Below are 6,656 nucleotides of genomic sequence, written 5' to 3' on the forward strand. Positions count from 1 at the left end.
ATACCTGATTCATTCATACCTCTCTCTCAGGCGATCATCTACTGGATAATAGCGCTGCCTTTTATCTTTATGGCCATCAGGTGGGCAGGAAAAGAAATGGACGACACGAAAGTTCCCATACTTGCTGCCCTTGCCGCAGGCATATTTGCCATCCAGGCACTGAACATCCCTATAGGGATGGGCACCAGTGGCCATATGGTAGGAGCCACATTGGTTGCGATCATATTCGCAAGTCCCTGGGCTGGCGTACTAGTGCTGACCCTTGTACTGCTGGTGCAGGGTTTCGTGTTTGCTGATGGTGGCATTACTACCATGGGCGCCAACATCCTCAATATGGGTGTCATCTCAGGGTTCGTAGGCTACTATACTTTCTCTGCACTTATGAAGTCCAGGCTCAGCCTTCAGATCTCATCTTTCGTAGGCGCATGGCTTGGTCTGCTGGTATCGGCTCTCGTATGTGCGGTACAGATGTACCTTGCAGGCACTTTCCCCCTGGTGCCAGGGCTGGCTGCCATGGGTACGTATCATTTCATCATAGGGCTCATAGGCGAAGGTCTCATCACCGCTGTTGCAATTACGGCAATTGCAAGCTCAAGGCCTGACCTCCTGGAGAACAAGTCACTTGCAAGAGGTGTAAAAGCATGAGCAGCAATACAGCAGTGGGCAGCAGGTCCAACATAAAGTTCCTCTACGCAGGCATAGTTATAGCTCTTATACTCGCTGTACTAGCTCCCTTCCTTGCATCTCCTGATCCTGATGGTCTGGAAAGTGCTGCAGAAGGGGTTGTAAGCGAGGAAAAACTGGCAGAGATGGAAGAAGCAGGATCAGTGTTCTCCTCCCCGATGCCTGACTATGGTATAGAGGGAATGGGCAAATCCGGTGAGGTAGCTGCTATTGTTGTTGGCACTCTGCTTGTGCTGGGCATAAGCTATGGCCTGGGCAAGATCATCAAAAAGTGAAGTTTCTTATTTTTCTTCTTTTTTCGGTTCTGTAGAAAAGCCATATATGTACTGGCATCAACAATAACCCCAGAGGACACGGAGTTCACAGAAAATCACTTAATGCCAGTTATTGTTATCTGTGTGCTCTGTGAACTCTTGTGGTTCAATTAAGGTACAGTTTTTCTACAGAGCCCACTTTATGTTGAGATAAATCCTAAGAAAAAAGAGAATGGCAAAGAATTACTCTCTCCATTCGTATATGTAATTTGTTCTGTAAACTCCACCGTTGATGTAAATATATGTTATTCTGAATGAGCCATCAAATGCATTTTCTTCCGGTGCATTTGCCTTGAATGTACCTTCTTTGACATCATTGGTTGAATCGTGCCAGCCCATCTTGAAGAATTCTCCATATGTTTCATCTGCCAGATAATAGTGGCTTGAGGTTGCTCTGTCTATTGCGACATCTGCTGTATCTATGCAAATGTAGCTTGTGTCTTCAAGTCCGAGATTAGCTGGTGCTATCAATAATCCTTCTTTTCTGACATTTATTACAATCTCTTCTTCAGCGGTGTAGAAATCATCCGGTTCTTCACTTATTGTCCTTACCTGTACTGTTTCGCCTTCATCTCCCGTGTTACTGGTCCAGACATTACCTCTTTCATAGTCTACATCGTATGTGTAGTAATTGTGTGTGCTTGGTATTTTATCTCCATAGTCTTCAACTTCTACTAGATACCATCCAGCTACTGTATTTGATGAAGCTGCGCTCTGAGGATTTGGTAAGTTTACTGTTGTTCCTGCATTATTGCTGCCTGTTGCTGCACCTGCCAGCAGTTCAAGGGGTACTGAAACAGTTTCTCCATCTATTATCTCGAAGTCCACTGATTCTTCTACACCTGCACCACTTATTATCACTCTGTAGTTTCCGAGTGGCCAGCCATCATCTGGTTTTTCGAGTATGAACGTTCCACGTCCAAAGTCTTCACCTGTTTCTGATTCGAAGGTGTGGATAGAGTAATCGGTGTCAAGGTATGTCCATTCTACACTTATCTTGTCGTAATTGAAGTTATCGTAGATGAACCATGCATATAATTCGTCAGAGTCCTTTGAATATTTGAGTACTTTATCCACAGGTATGAAGTTCTGTGTTGATGATGTCATCATTACTTCAAGGAGTCTTGGTTCACCTGTGGCTGTCATATCACCATATTTTTCAGTTACTGCTTCAACGATTTGTTTTTCGTCTTCGGTTGTTCCGAAACTTCCAGGCTTATATGAGTCACTTATGTCTGTACACCCCGAAAGCGCAACTATGCTTATCAGGAGGATTACTACTAATTGTATTGATTTCATTTCTACCATCTTGTTTTTATATAAATAATATGTTTGTTTTAATATTATATATCGCTTGTTGTATAAACTTTTAATAAATAACTTATTTGTCAAATAAGAAAGAGGATTACTTGCTCTTTTTTATTCGAAAAGTTGGCATGGATATTCTCAAAACGTTCTCCATCATTAGACGCTTCTCAATATCCTTGTTCAGAACAAGTATTTTCTTTAGATTTCTATTAATTTCACCAAGTATTTTCTGTCACTGGATATTATCTTTAATAGAAAATCTAATCTATTTAGTTACTTACAGATGATGAAGGTTGTAGCTAAAAAGCATGTAATAAAATTACATGATAAAATCTCTAATATCCAAGTATAATGGCTTGAGGCTTAGATCTTGAGAGTCTAAAGACTTTGCTACAATATTCCATGTTTCTGCTAATGGTTTGAATTTCTCAGTCACTTGTACCATTGGGTCATCCGGAGTAAGGAAAGCCACAATGGCAATACTTTCAGTATCAACAATGTTGTTGTTCAAATACTTGATCAAGTTTGACATTGCATTATAACCTTCAGGTGTTAATGCATAATCTGTCAGGAACTGGTTAACAAAAAGTTCATTTTCTGCAGGAATTTTTGGCATAGCTGTGAATCGATTCAAAAAATTGAATACCGATCCAAGGAACCTCATAGAGGCGGGTTCTTTTGCATAGTACACTTTAGCTAGTGTAGATATATCCCATAATCCCGCGCATGCCAGGATTTCATCGCCTGATCGTGCTACCCAGAGCTTATCCATACCATATCCTGGAATATCATTTATATGGGTTTCAAAGCTTTCTGTTGTGTATGGAACAAAGTGCTTTCTTCCTAAATTATAATTATTTATAAGATCCAGAATATTTTGGATATCACCTCTTTCTGCAAGGCGAACTGAAGTCCCCGAAAAAATGTTTGCTTTCTTGTATGCAGAGATAGCTTGCATTTGCATCTCTCCAACCTTTACATATCCATTTTTTGCAACCATAGAATTTGAAGCATCATTTGCCTCAAAGATATAGCCATAGGTATAAGCAGCTCCATTTTCCTTTAGATTCATCTCAGCTCTTTTTATCAGCTCAGTAGCAATTCTTTTTCGCCGGAAATCCGGATGCACGATAACTTCTGTGAGATAACCATACTTGCTGTCATCCAAATTTTGTTTTAAAGTCCAGCCGATCCAGCCTGCAATTTTACCTTCATCCTCGGCAACTAAGACATTCCAGTTATCGTACAACCTATACCTTGCTATCGTATCAGGACTTTTATCCATAGCTTCTGCGATCTTGTCATTTCCCTGTGGACATAATTTTTCTATTTCCAATAAAGTAGCATTATCTTCTTCTACAAAAGGTCTAAAAAGAACCATATTTACTCCCCACTCTATCGAAACTTAAATCGTTGTACACGATTCAGATCGAAAGTACCTTCTTACTGCAATATTCTGCGTAATCGCTTCTAATTCGCAGACATTAGATATTATTTTAGCTCAAGATTTATATGTTTCGGCTACTTCAAACAATTTATATTTATTATCTATGAAATATTTTCTCTCCATAAAATACTTAGTTATCAAAATTGCTCAGTAAAATCTCAATTAAAACCAACATGTGTATCCAGGTTTACCACTTGAAGGTCAGAGATTTTAACAGAGCTCTTTTTTCTTTTCTTATCCCAAATTTTGTCCTATCCGACAAAATAGGATGCGATCAGTATTGAGAGCGTGGTAATTGAAAAGAGCACATCTGACATCTTCAGAGATCTGTTATGTATCTGGATATTCCCGTTCTGTCCATATCCTCTGCACAGCATACTTATATATGTCCTTTCTCCCTGTTCATAGGCCATTATAAAGATCGAGCTGATGGTATATCCGATCTGTTCCAGTATCCACCTGCGATGGACCTTTTTATTCCAGGCATTGAACAAACGGCATTTCTGAGCCGTACGGATACGTTTGAGCACGCTCCAGAACAAGAACAGATACCTTACCATCATGGTAAGCAGCAATGCGATCTCTTTTGGAATGCCCAGTTGTCTTGCGGCTCCCACGATATCGTGCATCTTCGTAGTGGAAGAAAGCAGTATTATGGCACTTACACATACAATGAACTTTGCCAGCAGTGTTACGCCAAAGGCCAGACCTTCGTAGGTAATTGTAAGCCCCAGTGGCAGATCAAGGGGATATTCTGTAAAAGAATCAAAGAAAGGCTGTCTCACAAAAGGCTGGATCACGATCATCCCCAGTCCGAAGGGCAGCACTGCAAGGAAGCGGACGATCACATACACAGGATTCAATTTTGCCAAGGTCATTAGAGCAATGAGATACAATTCCACAAAGGCCAGACGTGTCAGGTTCTCGTCGTGTACCCGGGGCAGGCTTACAGTAAATAGTATTATTATGATCACTGCAAGGAGTTTTACACGACCGTCAAGGCGATGCACCGGACTATCCTTATACGCTTCTTTTTCAATATCTGTAAGCGTTATCTCCATTTGATTGCCTTCTCTCATTCCCTGGGCGCGTTCAACAGCCTCAATATCTCATCCCTGGCATCCACAGCTGTGACCTTTGTTTCCACATCAAGACCTTCAGCCCTGAGCAGTTCGAACACTCCGGCTATCCTGGGCATTCTCAGATGCACATGTTCCAGCAGTCCCGGTTGTTTGAATATTTCTTTTGTAGTACCCTGCGCTTCTATCCTGCCGTGGTGCATCAGAAAGACCCTGTCAGCAAAAAGCGGTACCATGTCAACATCGTGAGTTGACAGTATTATCGTTATTCCCAGGTCACGGTTCATCTTCTCAATGACAGCCATTATGTTTTCAACTCCCCTGGGATCAAGTCCGGCCGTAGGTTCGTCCAGCACTATGACCTCTGGCCGCATAGCCAGGATACCGGCGATAGCAACACGTTTTTTCTGCCCTCCGCTAAGATGGTGCGGGGACCTGTCTTCCAGTCCCGCCATATTCACAAGTTCCAAGGCCTCCTTGACCCTCGAATCAACTTCTTTTTCGGACAGGCCCATGTTCACAGGACCAAATGCGACGTCCTGCTCCACGGTGGGCGCAAGGATCTGATCATCAGGGTTCTGGAAGACGATCCCCACTGTCTGGCGCACCTTCGAGATGTTCTTTTTCGATATGGGCTCTTCATGGACAAGCACCTCTCCTAAGTTTGGTTTGAGGATACCGTTCAGGTGCTTGAACAATGTGGATTTTCCAGCACCGTTGGCTCCCAGGAAGGCCACTTTTTCTCCGGCGTATATTTTCAGGTTTATATCCTTAAGTGCCTCTATCTTGCTATTTCCGTAGGAATAGGACAGACCCCTGAGCTCTATGATAGGTGTAGTGGATCTCATGTTGCCTTTTTTAATGTTTCCTGCATGTGACTCGTTTTGTTCTATTGTTCCATTTCAGAAATGACCGCTATAGTATGAGGAATATATGCTATCTTATTACTTTAAGCGTGATCGATATGCAATAATATGCTACATATTTATATATGGTGGTAAGTGAAAAGAACCAGGCTCTATATGAAAATCCATGAACGGGTATTGTTTTTATACAAGAGTTCCCTTAGATATGCGATATCATGCAGGATATATCCATTCGTTCAGGAAACGGCCAACAGCCTTTGATCGATTTCAGGAATGTCACCGTTGCTCGTGATGGGCGAAGGATCCTTGATTCTCTTTCCCTCCAGATAGATGTAGGTGAGAACGTTGCTATTATTGGTCCCAATGGCTCTGGGAAATCTTCTCTCATCAAGACCATCACCAGAGAATACCGGCCACTGGCTACTTCTTCTGGTCTTGTATGCCGCATCATGGGGGAAGAAAGGTGGGATGTTTTCGATCTTCAAAGCTTGCTGGGTATAGTTTCAGGTGACCTGCAGCAGGAGTATACCCGGGATATTTGTGGCTATGAGGCAGTATTATCGGGTTTCTTTAGCAGTATCGGTATTTACACTAACCATCATGTAACCTATGAGATGAAGTGCATAGTCCAGGCAGTAATGGATCTTCTGGAGATATCTCATCTTCGAAACCAAACCATCTCTCATATGTCCACAGGCGAGGCAAGGAGGATCCTTATCGCAAGAGCGCTGGTGCATGATCCTCTTGCACTGGTGCTGGACGAGCCTGCCAATAGTCTTGATCTGCACAGTCTTCACAAGTTCAGGGAACTGATACGCAGAATTGCCGGTGCTGGAAAAAGCATAATCCTTGTGACACACAATCTTCAGGACATAATTCCGGAAATAGAAAGGGTGATCCTGTTCAGAGATGGCAGGATCTTCATGGATGGACCAAAAGAGCAAATTCTGACCTCTTC

7 protein-coding genes are annotated in these 6,656 nt (G+C 42.4%); 3 read left to right on the forward strand and 4 right to left on the reverse strand.

Annotated features, from left to right (window positions below):
* A partial coding sequence (cbiM, locus tag AB7U21_RS07695) for a cobalt transporter CbiM (protein WP_428388086.1) occupies nt 1–645 on the forward strand: 645 nt, incomplete at its 5' end.
* Nucleotides 642–959: a PDGLE domain-containing protein gene (locus AB7U21_RS07700; RefSeq protein WP_333788366.1), complete on the forward strand. Its 318-nt coding sequence runs from the start codon at nt 642–644 to the stop codon at nt 957–959. The genes cbiM and AB7U21_RS07700, both read left to right, overlap by 4 nt.
* Before the next feature lie 222 nt (nt 960–1,181).
* Here the strand turns inward: AB7U21_RS07700 and AB7U21_RS07705 are convergent, their stop codons facing one another.
* From AB7U21_RS07705 to AB7U21_RS07720, 4 genes are all read right to left on the reverse strand, one after another.
* Nucleotides 1,182–2,306 (reverse strand): hypothetical protein, encoded by a 1,125-nt coding sequence (locus AB7U21_RS07705; RefSeq protein ID WP_428388088.1) that lies wholly within the window; start codon nt 2,304–2,306, stop codon nt 1,182–1,184.
* A gap of 319 nt (nt 2,307–2,625) precedes the next feature.
* Nucleotides 2,626–3,687 carry an N-acetyltransferase family protein gene (locus tag AB7U21_RS07710; RefSeq protein WP_428388090.1) on the reverse strand — a complete coding sequence of 354 codons (1,062 nt, stop codon included), beginning with the start codon at nt 3,685–3,687 and terminating at the stop codon, nt 2,626–2,628.
* 317 nt (nt 3,688–4,004) lie between these two features.
* Nucleotides 4,005–4,832: a cobalt ECF transporter T component CbiQ gene (cbiQ, locus tag AB7U21_RS07715; RefSeq protein WP_428388092.1), complete on the reverse strand. Its 828-nt coding sequence runs from the start codon at nt 4,830–4,832 to the stop codon at nt 4,005–4,007.
* Nucleotides 4,829–5,680, reverse strand: a complete 852-nt coding sequence (locus AB7U21_RS07720; protein ID WP_428388094.1) for an energy-coupling factor ABC transporter ATP-binding protein — start codon at nt 5,678–5,680, stop codon at nt 4,829–4,831. Before AB7U21_RS07720 ends, cbiQ begins: the two co-directional genes overlap by 4 nt.
* 233 nt (nt 5,681–5,913) lie before the next feature.
* Here AB7U21_RS07720 and AB7U21_RS07725 point away from each other — a divergent pair.
* Nucleotides 5,914–6,656: ABC transporter ATP-binding protein (locus AB7U21_RS07725; protein WP_428388096.1), on the forward strand; the 743-nt coding region annotated here is incomplete at its 3' end.

Source organism: Methanomethylovorans sp. (genome assembly GCF_050177135.1).
Lineage (GTDB): Archaea > Halobacteriota > Methanosarcinia > Methanosarcinales > Methanosarcinaceae > Methanomethylovorans.